Raw genomic sequence first — 16,026 nt, forward strand, 5'->3', positions numbered from 1 at the left:
CATAAATAGTTTCAGATCAGATATATACGGTAAGTAATATGGGAGAAGCATATATTCCGGGAAATAGAAATCCAGACCTCAAACTTTACACGAAAGTTACTCTTTGGGCAGTGGATTCAATATTAAATTCCGGACAAAAACCTTCAGAAGACCTCTTGAGAGAGGCACATTCATGCATGAAGATGACGGACAGCCAGGGAAAATTGCCTTACTCTACAAAAAGAAGAGATTTTATGATATCTGTGGACCCTGGCTACATGAACCGAGGCCAACGGACCTACTAATTTCCTCCAATCTCAAAGGATTTATGCCAAGTCTATTTCAGGCAGGTTTATTTGCAAACAGCAAGTATGCCAATAGCCAATAATATCCTGTAAAAGAACGGGCATTTATGTAAAAATTCTGGAAAGTGAAGTTTCTAAACCAATTCTCTGAAATTGAATTTAAAGAAGCCCCTGCATTTCGGAAGCCATTGCCTGCACTTCGCATGTCAGCTCCTGGGAGCGCTTTTCGATTTTCTCAAGCACCTCGTTGAATTCCTTGACTTTCCTGTCCAGATACTTCTGTGTTTCGGCCCGAGGCATCTTCACATAGATTTTCCTGCCGACGTCAACCATAAACGTGTCCGTGTCGGTAAACTTGGCGGGAACAAATATTCCTTCCCCAAGCTGTGAGAAGCCCTCTCCCTTCGACAACTGGCCGATGGAATGGCTTAAAAGCTCAAGCTCTTTTGCCTTTACCGCCACAAGCTCTTTTTGGGACTCGACCTGCTCAAGCTCTTTGCCCAAAAGCTCGAACTGGACATATTTTTTCTGAAGTTCAATAGCATCCTGCGTAGTTTTATCTTTCGACATAATAATATAACAAAGTATTTCTTAGAATCATTTTTTCCAGGGAGAAGTGCAAGCTTATTTCTTGCGGTTTCCCTTTCCAATTGGATCCTTCCATCTCCAGGTATAACTCTGTATTCTCTTCGACTTTCCATAGCCGCAGTTGACGCAGACTTCCTTCGTCAGGTTAAATGAATGCCTGCCACATCTCTTGCATATGCTATGCAAAACCTTGTTGTGTCTTCCGAAACTTGGTGTTCCTTTTGTCATATTCTATTCCTCAGCTTATTTGGAGTTATCCTGTCACTTACCCTTCTTCGTCAATGAACAAAACTAAGGCACTGCGTAAAGGATTGTGTCTCCTCTTACAAGCATATTCTTGAAGCTCATTTTTTCCTCGTCTTTTGTCATCTCGACATCCTCAAGCCACATGTTCAGGTGAAGGTCGTGGGCCCTAAGGGTGCCTGAGATCTCAATTCCGTTCTTAAGCTTCACTAGAATGCACTTTCCTTTTGAATTGTTCAAAACGTCAATTGGTCTGTCTTCGCTCATAACATTAGTAGGAAAATTTAAATACTAACTTAAAGGTCGTTAATGTACCTATTTTTGAATAATTCCTCTCTAATCGCTAATAGGCAATAAAACCTAAAAAAGAGACGCTAACTGTATTCTCTCCAGCTATAACTGCACTTGGTGCACCTGAAAAACCGGGTGGGCGGCTCATCTATGGCCCTTGTCTGCTGCATCCACCAGAATGCCTTGGGGTTTCCACATTTGCTGCATAAATTGTCAGTAACCGGAAGTTCAACCTTGTCTTCAGCTATGGTCACAACTTTCTCCTTCTTTTCGACCTTTTCGCTGAGCTTGCTGTCTACTTCCGCCTTGCACTTTTCTCCACAGCTTCTGCAGTAAAAAACCACTTTTTTGTCCACTTTTTTGGGGACAACCATCCCACCGCACTTTTTGCAAAACTCCATTTTTAAATACCCAAAAGTTTATAAATAAGATATCTTGGATACCCTACATAGGGAATGTGGGCCTTTACTACGCACAAAATCTGGCCTTCCGAAACGGGGGGGTCCGGATAGTCATTATTGTCCCCTTTTATTGTGTAGCACGTGCCCTCCTGGATCCCTATTCTATAGGGGTTTTGCCCGCGGCAGAAGCTGTCATTTATGCCGATTACCCTGTGGATAATTGGATACTTCCGGGAGGAGGCGTAAATGGCCACTTCCCCAACCTCTGGCGTATCTTTGGCGCATACTACAATATCCCCCATCTTCATCGTCGGAAGCATAGACTCCGACACTATAACGTCAACCGGGTGGCTTGTGCCCAGGGCAAATGCAAGTGCTTGGTAAAAAGCAAACACAAAGACTACAGTAAGCACGACGTCCCAGTACTGAAACTTCCTGGCGCTTTCCACGAGTCCATCAAAACCCATTAATAGGTATGAAATTAAATAATTTCCTCGAATAGTCCAAGGATGCTTTCAAAATACCGGCAAGCGGGGGTCTATTTCTGGCAATTACTCAAGGGTTTCAAGAACCTTTGAAACAACGATTGACTTTCCTCCGGTTGGCTTGAGAAGGTTTTTGCCGCACTTCTCGCACTTTATGAGCCGGGTTGCCTTGTTAAAGACCACTCTCTCTGTTCCGCACTCGCACCTAACCCTCAGGAATTTTGATGCCATTAGTAAATAAATCAAATTAATATTTAAGAGAGCCAGCTAATATTTAAGATTTACCTTCATCAATTATGCCTAGAGTAACCCAAGCAGAATTCAGTATATTGTCCCCAACTCAGATAAAAAAACTGAGCTGTGTTGAGATAACACGTCCTGAGCTTTACGATGCTGACGGCTACCCCGTCGAGCACGGAATTGTTGACCCCAGAATGGGTGTTGTCGACCCGGGCGTAGTCTGCAGGACCTGTGGATCCCGGCTGGGCGATTGTATGGGCCATTTTGGGCACATTGAGCTCGTTAAGCCCGTAATACACCCGGTTTTTGCGCCTAAAATTTATGCTATTCTTTTGTCAATCTGCCACAAATGCGGTCGGCTAACTGCCCCCGAAAGCGCAAAAGGCACTGCCGAATGCGCAAAGAAAAGGGCGGACAAGTGCCCATTCTGCGGAGAAAAGCAGCACAAGATAAGATATGAAAAGCCCACCAGCTACTATGAAGGCGGCAGGCAGATAACCACTGACGAGCTCAGGGAAAGGTTCGAGAGGATAACTGACGAAGATCTGGATCGGCTTAAATTCAAGGGCGGCAGGCCTGAATGGATGATTATTACAATTTTGCCTGTTCCCCCAATAACGGACAGGCCTTCAATCGTGCTTGACACTGGTGAAAGAAGCGAAGACGACCTGACTCACAAGCTTGTAGACATCGTAAGGATAAACGAGCGGCTTAAAAAGAGCTTAGACATTGGGGCGCCAGACTTCCTTATTGAAGATATTATCGAGCTTTTGCAGTACCACGTCGCAACCTATATCAAAAACGACCTTGCAAACGTGCCTCCGGCAAGGCACAGAAGCGGCAGGCCTCTTAAGACGCTCGCCCAGCGGCTTATCGGAAAAGAAGGCAGGTTCAGGTTCAACCTTACAGGAAAGAGGGTAAACTTCTCTGCAAGAAGCGTAATCTCTCCAGATAACTTCATAGACATAGACGAAGTCGGAATACCGCAGGTCATTGCAAAAACGCTTACCGTGCCTGAAAAGGTAACCGAGCAGAACCTTGAGGACATGAAAAAGGCCATCGTGAACGGAAACGACAAATACCCTGGCGCAAATTACATAATCAGGATTGACGGACTTAAGAAGAAAATTACGGAAGAAACAAAGGAATTCATCTCCCAGGAGATAATCCCGGGCTACACTGTTGAAAGGCACCTGCAGGAGGGAGACTGGGTAATCTTCAACAGGCAGCCGTCACTTCACAGGATGTCTATGATGGGACATCGGGCAAGGATAATGCCGGGAAAGACTTTCCGGCTTCACCTTTGCGCTACAACCCCCTATAACGCAGATTTTGATGGCGACGAGATGAACCTTCACGTCCCTCAGACCGAAGAGGCAAAAGCCGAGATAAAGACGCTTATGAGCGTTGAAAAACACATAAGGACTCCAAGGTACGGCCTTCCAATTATCGGGGCAAAGCAGGACCACCTTATGGGGGCATTCTTTCTCACCCACGACAAGGTAACCATGACCAAAAAGGAGGTTTCAAACCTTGCGTTCACCCTGGGCGTTGACGTAAAGCTTGACAAGGACACTTATACCGGAAAAGAAGTTTTTTCGCTTCTTTTGCTTCCAGGCGACCTTAACTTCAAAGGAAAAACCAAGACCGGCGAAGATGTTGTAATCGAAAACGGCCTTCTCACAAAGGGATATATTGATGTAAAGGCAATCGGCTCTGAGCACGGCGGCCTTCTGAACAAGATAGACCTTGTTTACGGCTATCAGGCCGGCGGAAGGTTCCTTAATGATGTCGTCCGGCTATCCCTTCTGTTCCTTACAAGCTACAATTACACAATCTCGATAAACGACTACAACGTAGACCCTGAAGGGATAAAAGAGATGCAAAAAATCATCAAGAAGAGGGTCGAAAAGTATGTGCAAAACGGAGGCGCAAAAGAAGAACAGCTTGCCCTCGAAAGGATACTTACCGAAATTGAAGCCATCGTAAAAGAGCACCTTCCAAAAGAATCATACTCAAGAGTCGCAGCAGAGACCGGCGCAAGGGGAAACATGGTTTCCGTAGCCCAGATTACCGGCTGTTTGGGGCAGGAGAAGCTAAAGGGCTCAAGGATTACAAGGGGTTACTATGGGAGGACTCTTCCATTCTTCAAGATTGGCGAAGTCAACCCTTCCGCATACGGGTTTGTCAAAAACGGGTACAGAAAGGGGCTTACCCCCATAGAGTTCTTCTTTGATGCCATGCACGGCCGTGAAGGTCTTTCCGATACCGCCCTTAAGACCAAGCACTCCGGTTACCTTGAAAGACGGCTTGTAAACTCACTTCACGACCTCAAGATCAGGTCAGACGGAACGGTAAGAAACGAGTCAAACCAGATTGTCCAGTTCACGCCTTTCGAGAACAACATCAACCCATACAGGACAAACAAGGGCAAAATCACGATGCAGGACCTCGTATAGGCAAGATTGTTTCAGTTCAATACCCTCTGCCAAGTTCTTTTGACTGTTAAATATGGCTAAATGAACCTATCAAACGGCCGGCGAATATAATTTATTGGTGAAGTCCTTCTTCCATGGCACGTCAGCTTTCCCTCCCTGATTGCAGCATATATCTCCTTTTCGTCTTTGCCGCACTTGATTAGGTTGACTGCATTTGAAAGCTCGCCCAAATAGTGGGCATCTGCCCCATAAACCCCGGGAAGATTGTGCTGTTCTGCAAACTTCGCTGCCCTATAATTGAACCTTGTCTTTAAGCAGCGGGAATTGAAAACCTCCACGGCATCCACTTTCCTTGCAAGGTGCGCCATTTCGGGACTCGAAAGATTCATGCCAATAGCAGAAGACTTCCTTATCGAATCATAAGGGTGGGGCAGGACTGAAAACCATCCCTCTGAGCGGACCCTGTCCAGAATGTCGAAAAGCCCGCCTGACAAGTCCTCCTCAGAGCCATAAACAATCAGGTCGCCGTACTCGGTCTTTATTTCCTGCCCTATCAAAATTAAGGGATCCTCTGGCGCGGTTGCAAACTTTCTTGTCTCAATTGCTCCCCTTGTAGTGTTATGGTCAGTTATTCCCAAAATACCCAGGCGGAGCTTTTTTGCGCGGCGCAGTATGTCTTGTGGCTTATTTCTTGAATCCTGAATCCCTTTCGAAGTTATTGAATATTTCGTGTGTATGTGAAGGCAGGCAGGAATCATTGTTTAAGAAGCCCGAAAACCTCCTCGCTTTCCACGCGCTTTCCATAAAGCTTCATAAGCTCTTTTGCAGCATCAGGCCCGAAATCTGCCTTGAATGTCTCCACAAGCGCCTCCAGGTCTTTTCCGCTTATCCTCTCAAAGCCCTCAATTTTTCCGGAAAGAAGGACCTCCTCTACCGCCTTCTTTGAAATCCTCTTCCTGTCGAGCGCCTCAAGCACGAAGCAAAGCTTCTCCTCGTCAACGGAGACTCCCTGCCTCTCAACAGATTTTCTCTTGCAGGTCATTATGTCCGCAATGACTTTTGGCTCTACTTCGTAATTTTCGACAAAGTACTCAAAGCTTGAAACGTCCTTGCTTCGGGAAATCTGCAAAGCCATCTCCCTGCCAAGCCCCAGTTTCTCGAACCTTGCGGCCTTTTCGTCAAGAGATTCGGGGGGCTTTGCCTTCTCGTAAAGCTCCTTGAGGGCAACTTTTGGCAGGTCCGGCTCAGGGTACATTCTTGCAGAGCCGGGAAGTTTCCTAGCGTACCGGGTGTTTTCCGCGTCCACAAACCTTGTTTCCTCAGGAACCCCCTGCCTCAGGTAAGTGATTCTCTCTTTTAGCAATTCAAGGGCTTCGGGAGAGGACTTTCCGCCAATAAGTATGAAAAGGTCGCATTCGTTAAAACCAAGCTCCTTTTTGATTCCCGGCACTTCTTCCGGCTCAAAGCCGTATTTTGGCAGGTCCTCATCAGAGTGGACAATGCCCCCAATCCCAAAAACCTTGACATAATTTGCAATCTCCTTTCCAAGGGTAAGCTCTCCGCACTTTTCCCTGAAAAAGCCGCCAAGGCCGCCTACTCTGAGGCCAAGAACCTTTTCCCTTGAAAGTGACCTTAGAAGCTTCGAGCCGGAATTTGAAAACCTGCTTGTGAGGTCTTTTTGGGTAAATTCGATATCCTTTCCTTTCAGCTTTTCGGAAATGGCAATCAGGTCTCTCTGGCGCTTTACCTCGTTTTCAACGACCTTGTCAAGGACCTTTACGTCCTGAAAGCCCTTCACTTCTATCCTTGCTCCACCCTTAACCGAAATGTTTATATCCTGCCGGATTGTGCCAATTCCCCTCTGAACCTTAAGAGACCTCAGGATAAGCCCAAGATTTTCCGCAAATTCCTTTGCCTGCTTTGGGTGCCATATTTCCGGCGCAGAGCTTAGCTCCACCAGGGGAATTCCGAGCCGGTCAAGCCGGTAGTGGACGACTCCCGCCTCTTCCTTTATCTTTGTCGCGCTTTCCTCTTCAAGCTGCATTTCCTGCAGGTGAACCGGCCCAAAGCTGGTTTCAATAAAAGAATCAATAGTTCCGACACCCACAAGCGCAGTCCTCTGGTAGCCCGTGGTATTGCTTCCGTCGATTACAATCTTTCTCATCACCTGCAGAACATCAGGAACCTGCATCTTAAGCATTTTGGCAAGCTGCAGGGCAATTTCAAGTGCCTCCGGGTTAATCTCCCTTGGAAAGTCTGAATCGGTCTCAATCGAGCAGCAGTTCGGGTAAGAATGGTATACGAACTCCTTTTCCTTCGAGAATTCCTCCATCGCGGCCCGGTCGACTTTCCCTATTTCGCTTGCTGTAGGCCTTAGGCGCCGTGCAAACACAAAAAGCTCTTCCTGATCCTCGAAATCAGCAGGGCAAGCGCAAAACAGCTTGGTTTTTGTGCCAAGCCGCTGGTGTATTTCAATACCAACCTTCAGGCCTATTTCCCTGTAATCCTCCATAAATATGGCTAGGGAAAGTTAATTAGTTAGCCAAGAATCCCCTTACTCTTCGCACATCGCTTCATATTCAGGCAAAGTCATTCTCCAGAAAAATGGCTGCTTTGATTCCCTTATTGGATGCCAGTACTCCCTGATCCGGTCTCCCGCAATAACTTCCTCGTCTCCGCATCTTTCGACGTCTTTCGATAAAATGAGGGAAACAAACCCTGCACCCAGAACTCCACAAGGGTCCCCCAAGAACTCTAAACGCCTAGGGCAATACGCACAGGCAAGAAGATGGTGATTTGGCAGAGCCATATAATGCGCACGGTCTTCATCAAAGCCCTGCCCGGTCAGGTCCAGGATAGCATCTTCGTAAGCACTCTTTACCGGGTTTGGGTCTAGCTGGAATATTGGCTCAAGAGGGTTTCCCTTGCACTCCACTCTCCGCCCAAAGCCGCCATGCTCATAGCCATCCAGCCCGTACCTGTTGAAATGCCTTGCAACGGTATGGCTTGCCGCCTTCAGCTGCTTCCAGTCCAGTTCCAGTGCCAGATTGCTTATCTCCAATACCTTTGCTTCCGTCAGCATAAGGTAGATATAGTTTAAATTCAAAGGATAATGTGGGCGCCAAACCCCCTCAAAACTATTAAAAACCCGTAAAATAAGCCAAAAGAAGTAATATATTTTTTTGTAAAGTTAATTAATGGAACAAACCGAGATTGAGGCGGCTCTTTATGGCAAATTTGAAGATTTTTGCATAGAAAAGAAGATAGCTGGAAAAGAGAAGGAAAAGCTGAAGGGGCGGCTTGATTACGTCATACAGAAGGCGAAATTCGAGCCAGGAGAAGCCCTTGGAATAGTAACCGCCCAGTCCCTATCAGAGCCAGCCACACAGATGACGATGCGAGCATACCACTTCGCAGCTTCCGCAGGCATACAGATGTCTCTTGGCCTTCCACGGCTTATTGAAATATTCGACCTTAGAAAGAACATAGACGATGTAATAACCTGCCGCCTGGAGGAAAACAGCGAAGAAAGCGCCAAGAAAATCGCGTCAGAAATAGTAGAATCAAACCTTGAAGACGCCTTAACCACAATATCCTATGACCTTGTAAACTCAGCCGTTGAAATAGCCCTCGATAACAAGACGCTTAAGAAGCTTGGCCTCACCCAGGAGAGCGTTACTGAACTCATAAGCAAATCCATCAAAAAGCACGGCGTGGAGCTAAAGGAGGGAAAAATTACCCTTGACAAAGTTGAAACCTACTCCGAGTACAGGGAGCTAAAGGATAAATTGCTTAAAATCCACATTGCCGGAATAAAAGGCGTTTTGGAATCCCTTATCATCAACCAGAACGGAAAGTGGATAGTCCAGTCAAGAGGAGGAACCCTTAAAAAGATACTTGCAATTGAAGGAATTGACGCCAAAAACACGCACACAACCAACATAAAGGAAATGGCCGATGTGTTCGGAATAGAGGCGGCACGCGCCCTTGTCATAAGAGAACTCATCCTTACCCTGCAGCAGCAGGGCGTAGATGTTGACAAAAGGTACATCGGGCTTGTTGCAGACGCCATGTGCGTTGACGGCGATGTCAGGGCCGTTGGAAGGTATGGGCTTATGAAAAGCAAGAAGAGCATTCTTGCCCGGCTTAACTTCGAGGAAACAATTAAGGTTCTTTTCAATGCGGCAGTGGCAAATAAAAAGGACAAGCTGAATACATTAATGGCTAACCTTATGATTGGCCAGATTTGTCCAGTAGGGACGGGAACGGTGAAACTAAAATGGAAGCTATAGTAAGGCAACTTCAGGAAGGAAAATTGGTTCTTGGGACCAACAAGACGCTAAAAATGCTTAGAGAGGGAAAAATAGCCCTTGTGTACACCACACTGTCCACGCCAGAAGAAACAAAAAAGAAGCTGGATGGGATAGACACCAAAAAGCTGAAAGCCACTGCAACGGAACTGGGCAAAACCCTAGGTAAGAATTTTCCTATAGCTATCTGCGGGGTAAGAAAATGAGGGTCTTTGACAAGGGGATGCTGCACTTGATTTCAATATTTGAGCTAGTCACGGGTGTCGCCCCCATGGACTGCATAGACGAGCCGGAAAAGACCTATTTTGTGGTTGACAAAAAGAAGATGGGGGCTGTCCTTGCAAACAAAGGCAAAAAGATAAAAACGCTTGAAAACCACATCAGAAAACGGGTTGTGATATTCAGTTACCAGGAAAGCGTCGAGGAATTCCTAAAGGAAGCGATTTCCGACACTATTAAGCTTAAAGAGGCCGAAGACAAGTCACTCAAGATATTCGTAAGCGCCCATGACTCAAAAAAAGTAAAGGGCGACGGGGACGCCATTAAAAGCTTTTTGGGTAGACTTTATAATGTCGAAGACGTCGTCTTCAGGAGGTAAATATGGGAACATTTAACGCAAGAAGATTAAAACAGGTGCGAAAAAAAGCACGGCTCAACAAGAGAAAATACCGAGTCAGAATTTTCAACCTCCAAAAGAAGCTTGACCCCCTTGAAGGAGCTCCCCAGGCAAAGGGGCTTGTCCTTAGCAAGAGGCAGGTCGAACAGAGGCAGCCGCACTCGGGAATGCTTAAGTGCGCAAGGGTAAAGCTTATCAAGAACGGAAAGGAGATAACCACCCACCTTCCAAGAGACGGCGCGCTAAAGCATGTCCAGGAGCACGATGAGGTCACAATCGAGTACATTGGCGGCTCCCAGAAAAAGGCATACGGAAGCCTCGGTGGCGTCAAATACAGGGTATTCAAGGTCAATGGAATCAGCCTAGATATGCTTAGAAGGGGCAAAAAGCAGAGGTCCTCGAAGTAATAGATAATTACTATATAATAAATACTTTTTTAATAACTCTTATGCACAGACCTAGATTTGATATGGACGAAATGAGGGCATATGTAATCTCAGAATTAAAGAACTTGAGAATAAATCCTACACATCAAGATTACACTGAGGACTACTCCCTCATAGACCCAGACACAACCTACCATGAGGTGAATATTCCCATTCCTGGAGCAACCATTGCAATTGGAGATGTTGGTAAGATAGGATCTACCTATAGGAAGGTTGCTTATGTCCATATTAAAACATCCTTGGAGGACCTACCCTTTAGTGACCGATACGAGATTTTAGACTTTACCACTCGCAGAAAGTTCAAAAGGGCGTTGTCTCGTGGGATGAATAGTGTCTTGCTACATAAAGACCGTATTTTACCCCGTTAAGAAGAAGTAAAATACCCGGTTTTCACGATAAACGGCATCACCCTTGATATGCTTAGAAGGGGCAAAAAGCAGAGGTCATCGAATTAAGTTTTTTCTTCCTTAAATAGTGGATTATTTATAAATCGCAAAGATAATTATTTTAGGTGACTCAATATGGCAGAAAGTCGATGGGACTGGTTCAAGGACTATATGGCCCAAGAAGTGGAGGGAATTAATAAAAGAGAGAAAACCCAATCAGGAATTAAATTTGACCGATTGAAGCTAATACGTGGAGGTGATTCTATTGAAGTAAAAGCCCGGGGAAATTTAGTCCCTTGGTATGGTTGCCCTGCAATAGAGGCCAGTTTGGAGCATCCGGGCACAATACGTTACTTTCGCTATTTTGATGGCGGATTTTACAAAGGGCTGGATAACCATGGGCATGAGTTGGAAGATGCCGTCATAAAAGGCACGAAAGGGGTAGGCTATGTGCCTAAATATGAATATGCCAACTAATTAGCCCAAAATAAGAGATAAATGGTGGCAATAAATGTCCTCGAAGTAAATGCCCGGTCAGTGCTCATTTTTAAAACTTCCGCTACTATTATATTATGCGACAGACATTTGCCCGAAGCAACCTTGGAAAGTACAAAAAACTTAAGAGTGTGTGGAGAAGGCCTAAGGGAATACACAACAAACTGCGGCACAACAAAAAAGGCAAGGGAGAAAGGCCCAACATTGGCCTTAAACAGCCAAAAGGAGAAGTTCCTGCCCTTGTGGCATCAATCAGCCGGCTTGAAGAGCTGAAAGGCAAGACAATCATACTTTCCGGGACTGTCGGAAAGAAAAAACTGGCTGAAATGGCAGAATTCTGCGAAAAGAACAAGATTAAGATTTTAAACCCTCCAGCAAAAACAAAGATTAAGCCGAAAGCGAAACCCAAGGAGGCAGAGAAGAAGTAATTCCCCAATTAATACGCCCCCGGATACATTTTTCTGAAATTTCACCAGCCCTGGGTTTGCCAAATGCAGATACTATCTCCTTTATCCTGGCTTGAAAAAACTGTAGAAAACTAGCCAATGTAATCCATAAACTTCTTTGAAGCGGGCTTTTTCGAATCATTCTGCTTCTTTGAAACCTCAATTTTTCCAAACCTTTTTTCAAACTTCTCGACATTTTCCTTGAGAAGGTTTAGGAGAATTTTTGTCTGCTTTGGCTCAAGCACTACAGAATTGTGTTTTGCTATATAGGTGAGCATCTGCTTTCCGTCAACCATGTCCATCCTGGGGCTTACCTGCGCAAAATCAAGGACAAATTCGTTAGGGTTATTGAATATGGCAACATTATTCGAGTAAAAAGCTTCCTTTCCAGGGTCAATATTCAAGTTAACCTTCTTTTTTTCTGCTTCTGCCATGATAAAATTCAGTACTGCCCCTGGCCTGCGCCCTGATCACCAGCACCCTGCCCCTGCGGGGCCTGGTAATAATATTTGCTTAAGGCGGTAAGCTTCATCTGCCGCTCAAGCTTCTTTAGCCGGTCATCAAAAGCCGTATTGAGGTCAGCCATCTTCCTTGCCTCCTCTTTTATGTGAGCCCACTCCTGAGGCTCTTCGCTGGTTCCGGCAACCTCAATGCTTTCCATGAATTCATCAAACTTTCCGGTAAGCCCTGCCAGGTGTTGGGACAGCTGGCCTATTCCTGCAATAAGCTCGGAATTGGTCTTAATCAAATCATCAACAACCCGCTGGTTTTCCTTCATCATTTCAACCAAGTCACGAAGGACAGCATTATATCCCGGAGAACCCTTCTCCACCATCTCAAGGCGCTTTTCGAGCTTTCTCAGCGGAGTAACTGAAACAATCTCATACTCCTCAGACATAATATACTCCCCTTTTTATATTTAAAATGCTTATAGAAAGCTTACGCACGCCTCTAAAGGATTAAGTTGAGAAGAGCTTCTTTTGGGCTTTCCGCGTTCACTACTGAAGACGCAACCAAAACGCCTCTCGTCCCAAGCTCCTTTGCCTTCACCACGTCTTCCCGTGTGCTTATGCCCGCCCCGCAAAGAGGCATCACCGAAGGGCTTAGCTCTTCAAGGAGTTCCACAAATCGGCTCACAAGGTCCGGCTTTGTCTTTGAAATAGACCTGCCCGAGCCGATAAGGTCAGGGTCCTCAAAAGCAATCGAGTCAGGAAGAAGCTTTGAAACCTCCATTGCCTCCTTTATGTCTGAAACGCAAACGATTGTCTTAAGCCCGCAGGACTTTGCAACCGAAACACAGTTTTCGATTTCCTTTAGGGGAATCCTCCTTTCCGAATGGTTTATGAGGGTTCCAACCGCCCCTGCATCCCTTACTGCCTGAGGAAGAATTTGGCCGGTATGCGCGCCGTAAGGAATCGGGTCTATGTGCTGGGAAACTACAGAAACGAGCTTGCTTACCCTGTCAATATCTGTCGGCTGGACTGCAGCAGCCATCTCGACATTATTTTCTTCTGAAACATCTGCCATTATGCTTGCAAGCCGGACTGCGTTCAAGCCAGTGCCCTTAAAATAAGTCTTGAAATTTATAAGATACAGCATAACATCAATAGCCAAATGTAAATATATTCTCTGATTAAGCTTCGGTTAATTGACCGAGATTCTCACTTCATCAGAATTGGCCATTGGATTGATGCACATTGCCTCAAATGCCAGAGTTCCGGAATTTCCGGGATGAATAGAGATGGTATCTGGCGAACGAGTAAGGATTTTTATGGGAATCTCATGGTACTTTGTAACCATTGTCCTTATGTCCAGCGCATTCCCCGAAAACTGTGCCACGCCCCTAAGGCAACCCTCAATTGTGCAGGTGCAGGGCTCATCGTTATTGCAGGTCTCGGGACAGTCCACTTTGATTTGCGTTTCTTGGGGGTCATCCTGATCGTCATCCTCGCCATCATTCTCATCAGGAGTGCCTTTTCCCTGACAGGTAGCGTCACGGCAAGTGCATGTCCCACCAGAGCAAGCAAAAGGCCCATTGCATGAAAAGATTCCTCCCCCACAAGGCAAAGAAGGCATGGAGCAAGCAGTTCCATCACAGGTTATTGTCGATTCGATGCAGCCGGTTACGACACAGTTCATCTCCCCGGTTTCGCCGTCGTCATCATCGCCATCCCCTTCCTCACAGCAGCATCGTTCGCCAGCTCTACAGTCATCATCACCGTCGCTTTCGTGCTCTTCGTCATCACTGCAACTATCGTCGCAATCCCAGTCACGGCCATCACAGGCCTCCTCACAAGTTTCGGTTTGCTCTTCCTCTACCTCGCAGCAGCAGCGGTCATTGTCCGAATCATCCCATTCGCACCAGTCATCACCGTCACGTTCCCGTTCCTCATCATCACTGCAACTGTCATCACAATCCGAATCCCGGTTTCCGCAGGCCTCTGCACAGGTGGTTGGAGGTTCATCATCTTCCTCCTCTACCTCGCAGCAGCAGCGGTCATTGTCCGAATCATCCCATTCGCACCAGTCATCACCGTCGCTTTCATGATCCTCATCATCACGGCAACTGTCGTCACAATCCCAGTCACGGCCATTACAAGCTTCATCACAGGTGGTTGAAGGCTCATCATCGTCATCATCTCCACAGTCCCTTACATTCACGCTTTGGGACTCAGTAATTTCACAGGACCTGCTGCCATCCTTAAACTTTCCTGTGACCTCAAATGTCCTCCGGCAAACATCGCCAAACCAGTAAGTGCCCCCCTCAAGCTCAAACTCGCCATCACCCCGGTCTCTGAAAACATCCCTGTCGCTGTAAGCTTTAAGAGTCCTTGTGTTAATACAGTTTCCGGAAACCACGACCCGGAAGTCACCTTCATTCATGTCATACTCGTCACCATCATACTCAAACTGAATTGTCAGGTCAAAGAAATTGCCCCGTCCAGCACAATAGCTGCTCTCCTCAAAGTCTATATCTATCTCCGCCTCCCTCTGGCAAGTTCTGTCGCCCGAGTTTCCATCGCTGTCGTCATCATCCTCACCAGTGGGAGTGCAGCAGCAATGGTTTCCTGCAGTATTTCCCTCATGCTCGTTCTGGCAGTAAGAGTCCCCTCCACTCAGGTAGTGAAGCCCATTTGCCGTGCATGAATCCTGGCAACTATACCATCCCGCAGGGTTATAATTGGCACAAAGGTTAGGGCAATCGCCTTCCTCACCTTGGTCTTCAGGAGTTTGCTCTCCTGGCGGCTCATCCCAGTTCGGCTCCTTGCTGCTTTTGCTGCCGCTTGAGCCCTGACCGCAGGTCTCCGCCTGGCAACATTGGAAGCACTGAGCTTTATACCAATCAGCATTCGAAAGGGACCAGACGCCCCATGGATAACAGGCACGCTCATTATCGCAATCACAATGTATGTCCCTGTCGATGGAGGTATATGAAGAGCACGAAACGGACTTGCTGGAACTCCCCCCCGTTCGCTGCACTGAACAGCAGCAGACCTGATTTGCCGCGCAATATTTATCCGCCTCGGCATAGTGGTTTCTCCACCAAGAGGAATCGTCAACGCAGGAGGTCCTGCAGGAAGAGGCATAACCGGTATTCACCCACTTGCAGAACTCAGCACAGCCAGTCACCCAGCTAGGGTGATTGTCTTCATCGTCCCCAGAGCCAGAGCTTTTCGCACAATAGCACTTAAGCGCAGAATTAATAGACTTACAGTAGGAATCGCCGGAAGACTTATAGGTATATCCTGTTGGAGTGGTGGCGCTGCACAAAAATGTGCCGCCGCAAGCTTCCTGGCAGGTTTTCGTGGAACTGGATTTCAGTTTTCCACAATAACAATAAGGTGTTGACCCTGAACAGGAGGAACTAGTTGCCTTCGTCCAAGTGTAGGTGGAACTAAACCCACTGGAACTGGCCTGAGCACTGCATCCGCTTGCAATAGCATAACCCGAGCAGGCACCAGAGGTTGTGCAGGCAGGTTTGCTGCTGGAAGATTCAAAAAGCATATAATAGGTCTTTACTCCGCCCGCAGAAGTGCATGGTGCCGAAAGAGTAACGTCATTGTACCCTTTAGCGGTTGCCTTTAAGGTATGCGTGCCCACAGGCACATTCTCAAGTGTAACGAGCGAACCCTGCTTATTAGTATCAGCTCCATCCAGGTAAATTTTTGCAGAAGAAACTGCCGCCCTAGATGGAAGCTCAAGGGAGTTCACAACAAATGTGCAGGTTGTGCTTGAAGAAGAGCCGCATTTGGTTGTGCAGGAACTGTCCGAGTAGGTTGTGGAAGTAGTCCAGGTTCCAGTGGTTGGGTTGCATTTCCAGTACCCGACACTTGAGGAGCCGCAGGTGGCGCTTACC

General features: G+C 46.7%; 22 protein-coding genes. 9 read left to right on the plus strand and 13 right to left on the minus strand.

Features of this window, described 5'->3' with window-relative positions:
• Window positions 1–38: 38 nt before the first annotated feature.
• Window positions 39–284 (plus strand): hypothetical protein, encoded by a 246-nt coding sequence (locus JW727_01820; GenBank protein ID MBN2094758.1) that lies wholly within the window; start codon window positions 39–41, stop codon window positions 282–284.
• A 159-nt stretch (window positions 285–443) separates the two neighbouring features.
• On the opposite strand, the gene JW727_01825 is transcribed toward JW727_01820, so the two are convergent.
• From JW727_01825 to JW727_01850, 6 genes are all read right to left on the minus strand, one after another.
• Window positions 444–854 (minus strand): hypothetical protein, encoded by a 411-nt coding sequence (locus JW727_01825; protein MBN2094759.1) that lies wholly within the window; start codon window positions 852–854, stop codon window positions 444–446.
• A gap of 54 nt (window positions 855–908) precedes the next feature.
• Entirely contained in the window at window positions 909–1,100 is a 192-nt protein-coding gene (locus JW727_01830) for a 50S ribosomal protein L37e (GenBank protein ID MBN2094760.1), read from the minus strand.
• Window positions 1,101–1,163: 63 nt separating this feature from the next.
• Window positions 1,164–1,382 (minus strand): small nuclear ribonucleoprotein, encoded by a 219-nt coding sequence (locus JW727_01835; protein ID MBN2094761.1) that lies wholly within the window; start codon window positions 1,380–1,382, stop codon window positions 1,164–1,166.
• Window positions 1,383–1,489: 107 nt separating this feature from the next.
• Window positions 1,490–1,807, minus strand: coding sequence for a transcription factor S (locus JW727_01840; protein ID MBN2094762.1), 318 nt, complete (start codon window positions 1,805–1,807; stop codon window positions 1,490–1,492).
• Window positions 1,808–1,809: 2 nt separating this feature from the next.
• Window positions 1,810–2,274: a signal peptidase I gene (locus JW727_01845; GenBank protein MBN2094763.1), complete on the minus strand. Its 465-nt coding sequence runs from the start codon at window positions 2,272–2,274 to the stop codon at window positions 1,810–1,812.
• An 84-nt stretch (window positions 2,275–2,358) separates the two neighbouring features.
• Complete coding sequence (locus JW727_01850) at window positions 2,359–2,523, minus strand: 30S ribosomal protein S27e (protein ID MBN2094764.1); 165 nt, start codon at window positions 2,521–2,523, stop codon at window positions 2,359–2,361.
• A gap of 65 nt (window positions 2,524–2,588) precedes the next feature.
• On the opposite strand from JW727_01850, the gene JW727_01855 reads away from it, so the two are divergent.
• A complete protein-coding gene (locus tag JW727_01855; GenBank protein MBN2094765.1) occupies window positions 2,589–4,991 on the plus strand; it encodes a DNA-directed RNA polymerase subunit A' in 2,403 nt (800 codons plus the stop codon).
• 56 nt (window positions 4,992–5,047) lie between these two features.
• Here the strand turns inward: JW727_01855 and JW727_01860 are convergent, their stop codons facing one another.
• Genes JW727_01860 through JW727_01870 form a run of 3 tightly spaced genes read right to left on the minus strand, consistent with a single transcriptional unit; the run spans window position 5,048 to window position 8,052 of the window.
• Complete coding sequence (locus JW727_01860) at window positions 5,048–5,728, minus strand: PHP domain-containing protein (protein MBN2094766.1); 681 nt, start codon at window positions 5,726–5,728, stop codon at window positions 5,048–5,050.
• Entirely contained in the window at window positions 5,725–7,482 is a 1,758-nt protein-coding gene (gene gatE / locus JW727_01865) for a Glu-tRNA(Gln) amidotransferase subunit GatE (protein ID MBN2094767.1), read from the minus strand. Before gatE ends, JW727_01860 begins: the two co-directional genes overlap by 4 nt.
• Window positions 7,483–7,524: 42 nt before the next feature.
• The gene (locus tag JW727_01870) at window positions 7,525–8,052 is read right to left on the minus strand and encodes a hypothetical protein (protein MBN2094768.1); all 528 of its coding nucleotides are present in this window, start codon (window positions 8,050–8,052) and stop codon (window positions 7,525–7,527) included.
• 115 nt (window positions 8,053–8,167) lie between these two features.
• Here JW727_01870 and JW727_01875 point away from each other — a divergent pair, with 115 nt between their 5' ends.
• The 7 genes from JW727_01875 to JW727_01905 all read left to right on the plus strand — a co-directional run bounded on the left by JW727_01875 (window position 8,168) and on the right by JW727_01905 (window position 11,651).
• Window positions 8,168–9,262 carry a DNA-directed RNA polymerase subunit A'' gene (locus JW727_01875; protein MBN2094769.1) on the plus strand — a complete coding sequence of 365 codons (1,095 nt, stop codon included), beginning with the start codon at window positions 8,168–8,170 and terminating at the stop codon, window positions 9,260–9,262.
• A complete protein-coding gene (locus JW727_01880) occupies window positions 9,250–9,486 on the plus strand; it encodes a ribosomal L7Ae/L30e/S12e/Gadd45 family protein (GenBank protein ID MBN2094770.1) in 237 nt (78 codons plus the stop codon). The genes JW727_01875 and JW727_01880 overlap by 13 nt, the downstream gene beginning before the upstream one ends.
• Window positions 9,483–9,878, plus strand: a complete 396-nt coding sequence (locus JW727_01885) for a hypothetical protein (protein MBN2094771.1) — start codon at window positions 9,483–9,485, stop codon at window positions 9,876–9,878. Before JW727_01880 ends, JW727_01885 begins: the two co-directional genes overlap by 4 nt.
• A 2-nt stretch (window positions 9,879–9,880) precedes the next feature.
• Entirely contained in the window at window positions 9,881–10,303 is a 423-nt protein-coding gene (locus tag JW727_01890) for a 30S ribosomal protein S12 (protein ID MBN2094772.1), read from the plus strand.
• Window positions 10,304–10,365: 62 nt separating this feature from the next.
• On the plus strand, window positions 10,366–10,710 hold the full coding sequence (locus JW727_01895; protein MBN2094773.1) for a hypothetical protein: 345 nt from the start codon (window positions 10,366–10,368) through the stop codon (window positions 10,708–10,710).
• 153 nt (window positions 10,711–10,863) lie between these two features.
• Entirely contained in the window at window positions 10,864–11,205 is a 342-nt protein-coding gene (locus JW727_01900) for a hypothetical protein (protein ID MBN2094774.1), read from the plus strand.
• Between the two features lie 95 nt (window positions 11,206–11,300).
• Complete coding sequence (locus JW727_01905; GenBank protein ID MBN2094775.1) at window positions 11,301–11,651, plus strand: hypothetical protein; 351 nt, start codon at window positions 11,301–11,303, stop codon at window positions 11,649–11,651.
• 110 nt (window positions 11,652–11,761) lie between these two features.
• On the opposite strand, the gene JW727_01910 is transcribed toward JW727_01905, so the two are convergent.
• From JW727_01910 to JW727_01925, 4 genes are all read right to left on the minus strand, one after another.
• Window positions 11,762–12,103 carry a DUF3467 domain-containing protein gene (locus JW727_01910; GenBank protein ID MBN2094776.1) on the minus strand — a complete coding sequence of 114 codons (342 nt, stop codon included), beginning with the start codon at window positions 12,101–12,103 and terminating at the stop codon, window positions 11,762–11,764.
• A gap of 8 nt (window positions 12,104–12,111) precedes the next feature.
• The gene (locus tag JW727_01915; GenBank protein MBN2094777.1) at window positions 12,112–12,567 is read right to left on the minus strand and encodes a hypothetical protein; all 456 of its coding nucleotides are present in this window, start codon (window positions 12,565–12,567) and stop codon (window positions 12,112–12,114) included.
• Window positions 12,568–12,620: 53 nt separating this feature from the next.
• On the minus strand, window positions 12,621–13,268 hold the full coding sequence (gene tpiA / locus JW727_01920; GenBank protein MBN2094778.1) for a triose-phosphate isomerase: 648 nt from the start codon (window positions 13,266–13,268) through the stop codon (window positions 12,621–12,623).
• 45 nt (window positions 13,269–13,313) lie between these two features.
• A partial coding sequence (locus JW727_01925; GenBank protein ID MBN2094779.1) for a carboxypeptidase regulatory-like domain-containing protein occupies window positions 13,314–16,026 on the minus strand: 2,713 nt, incomplete at its 5' end.

The sequence above is a fragment of the Candidatus Aenigmatarchaeota archaeon genome (assembly GCA_016932615.1).
In the GTDB taxonomy this organism is placed as follows: Archaea; Aenigmatarchaeota; Aenigmatarchaeia; order QMZS01; family QMZS01; genus JAFGCN01.